Below are 3,206 nucleotides of genomic sequence, written 5' to 3'. Positions count from 1 at the left end.
CAGGCGGCGCCGCAGTCGGTCGCCGACACCGTCGATCCAACGCTTCCTACCCAGCTCCCCCGCACTGCGATCCCGAGCCACTATGCGATCGAGTTCACTCCGCACGCCGACACATTGACGTTCGACGCCAAGGTCGGAATCGACCTGAAAGTCATCAAGCCGACGCATGAACTGGTGCTCAACGCAGCCGACCTCAAAATCGCGTCGGCTTCACTGGCCGCCGGTCAGGGTCAGCCGCTGGCGGCGAAGGTCAGCACCGACGCCGAGGCGCAGACCGCGACATTTGATTTCGGGCGCGAGATTAAACCCGGCACTTACCGGCTCGACATCGCCTATGCGGGTACCATCAATACGCAGGCGAATGGATTGTTCGCGCTCGATTACACCAATGTCGACGGCAAGCCCGCGCGCGCTTTGTTCACCCAGTTCGAGGCATCGGACGCCCGGCGTTTCGTGCCGAGCTGGGACGAACCCGATTACCGGGCGACGTTCGACCTTACGGCGCGCGTGCCAAGCGCCGACATGGCCGTCAGCAACATGCCGTCGGCCTCGTCGCGGGATGCCGGCAGCGGCCTCAAGGACGTGAAGTTCGCGACGACGCCGTCGATGTCGTCCTATCTCCTGTTTTTCGCGACCGGCGACCTCGAGCGCATCACCAGGAAAGTTGGCGACCGCGAAGTCGGCGTCGTCATGTCGCGCGGCAATGGCGACAAGGCCCATTATGCGCTCGATGCCGAGGCGCAGATCCTGCCTTATTACGACGAGTATTTCGGCCGCCCCTACCCGCTTCCCAAGCTCGACAATGTCGCCGGTCCGGGCCAGTCGCAATTTTTCGGCGCGATGGAGAATTGGGGCGCGATCTTCACCTTCGAAAAGATCCTGCTGCTCGATCCGGCCATCTCCAGCGAAGCGAACAAACAATCCATCTTCAGCGTCGAAGCGCACGAGATGGCGCACATGTGGTTCGGCGATCTCGTCACCATGGCGTGGTGGGACGATCTGTGGCTCAACGAGGGTTTCGCCAACTGGATGGAGAACCGGACCACCCAGCATTTCCACCCCGACTGGGGCGCCGATGTCGAGCATGTCGCCAATCGCGAAAAGGCGATGGACCTCGACTCATTCCAGACTACCCACCCGGTGGTCCAGAGCATCCGCACGGTCGAGCAAGCCAATCAGGCGTTCGATTCCATCACCTATGACAAGGGTGAGTCGGTGATCTCGATGCTCGAGGGATTCGCCGGCGAGAATGTCTGGCGCACTGGCCTGCGCAATTACATTGCGAAATTCGCGTATCGCAACACCCGCACCAGCGACCTTTGGGCGGCGATGGAGGGCGCCGGCGCGAAGGGCCTGACGGTCATCGCCAAGGATTTCACTGGCCAGCCCGGCATTCCGCTGATCGAGGTCGGGCCGTCGCAATGCGTCAACGGCCGCACCGCCGTGACATTCGCGCAAACCCAATTCTCCAACGACCGCCGCGCGGCGGTTCAGGCCAAACCGCTAAGCTGGCATGTGCCGGTCCGGGTCAGCGGCGGCGGCGCGCCCGCGCAGGTGATTACCAGCGGCCGCTCGACGCGGATCGAGGCGCCGGGCTGCGGTGTCTTGCTGATCAATCCCGGGCAGACCGGCTATTATCGCACGCTCTATGCCCCGGCTCAGTTCGAGGCGCTGCGGGCGGCCTTCCCGGGCCTCAACCCGGTCGACCAATTTGGTCTGCTGAGCGACGCTTTGGCGCTGTCGACCGCGGGGTATCAGCCGATGGCCCGCGCCCTCGACCTCCTCGCCGCGGTGCCGGCGCAAGCGCATGGCAAAGTTTATGAGAAAGCCCTGTTCAGCTGGGCCAATTTGCATGACAATCTGGACGGCGACCCCGCCGCCCAGGCAGCGATCAAGGCGCGAGTCCTGCGCGATTATGGACCGCGCCTGCAGCGTCTGGGGTTCGTCCCTCGGGCGGGCGAACCGCCGCTCGATGCGCTGCTGCGCCCAAGCTTGATCCAGGTGCTCGGCGACCTCGGCGACCCCCGCGTAGTCGGCGAGGGACAGCGCCTCCTCGCCGCCTGGCAAAAGGATCCGGGCGCGATTCCGGGCTCGTTGAAGGAAAGCTGGCTGCGGGTGATCGCGCGCAATGCCACGCCGGCCACCTGGGAGACGCTGCACCGCATCGCCGCCGGGACCCGGGGGACAGTCGAGCGCACGACGCTGTACCAATTGCTCGGCGAAGCCCGCAACCAGGTTCTGGCGCGGCGAGCTCTGGAACTGGCGCTGACCTCCGAACCGGGACCGACCGTCAGCGCCGGGATGATCAGGGCGGCGTCGATCAAATATCCGGCAATGACGCTCGATTTCGTGCTTGGGCATTTGGCTCAGGTCAATCGCCTGGTCGATACGTCCGGGCGGTCGAGATATGTCGGCCAGCTTGTCCAGGAGAGCGGCGACGCAGCGCTCGTGCCAAAACTCCTTGCCTACGCGACGGCCAACCTTGGCGCCGGGGATCGCCGTCCGGTCGAGCAAGCGGTTGGGCGCATCCGCTGGGAGGCCGGGAACCGGCCACGCATCCGCGGCGAGGTCAACGACTGGCTCAAGAGTCACTAGCCTGTTGTGACTGCCGCCAAACGCGCGCCAAACCCCGGTCACTTTGCTATTATGGCCCGTCGTCGCTATATTGCTTGAGCTATTAGTCGCAAATTGACGGTCATTGGCGCTTTGCGGCTCCTCTTTCCTTCTCTCGCTTCTCCTAGCATTTGGGCGGCCGATCGTCGGTTTGCCCTCCAGAAGGAATATCACAATGATCAGCGGTACCGTAAAGTTCTTCAATGCCGACAAGGGTTTCGGCTTCATCCAGCCTGACGACGGAAGCAGCGATGCCTACGTCCACATCAGTGCCGTCGAGGCCGCTGGAATGCGCACCCTGGATCGCGAGCAGCGCGTCAGCTACGAGCTGCAGCAGGACAACCGCGGCCGCAACAGCGCCGTCAATCTACAGGCCGAGTAATTGGCCAGGAGCTTCCCTCGATCCGTCGGGGGAAGCTTTTTTTCAGGCGCTGCTCGAAGGGCGCCATCAAGCCCCGGTTTCCTCTCCGGATTAGGTCGCCACAGGCTTCTGTGATAGGACAAATCATCAAGCGCGAACCTGCTTTCGTAAGCATCGCCTGACTGAGAGACTAGCCGCGCTCCCGCTTACCTGCAGGAGACCTCAACGTGGA

General features: G+C 63.4%; 2 protein-coding genes. Both read left to right on the top strand.

What is annotated here, in order from left to right; all coding sequences use genetic code 11:
* Nucleotides 1-2,595 (top strand): M1 family metallopeptidase (locus RMO25_RS11795; RefSeq protein ID WP_309662799.1); only part of this gene is annotated, 2,595 nt, incomplete at its 5' end.
* A 193-nt stretch (nt 2,596-2,788) separates the two neighbouring features.
* Complete coding sequence (locus RMO25_RS11790; protein WP_309662798.1) at nt 2,789-2,995, top strand: cold-shock protein; 207 nt, start codon at nt 2,789-2,791, stop codon at nt 2,993-2,995.
* Nucleotides 2,996-3,206: the final 211 nt, after the last annotated feature.

The organism is Sphingomonas sp. (assembly GCF_031361285.1).
GTDB lineage: Bacteria > Pseudomonadota > Alphaproteobacteria > Sphingomonadales > Sphingomonadaceae > Sphingomicrobium.
The sequence above is the reverse complement of the archived record's forward strand: the minus strand, read 5'-3'. Positions and strand labels throughout refer to the sequence as shown.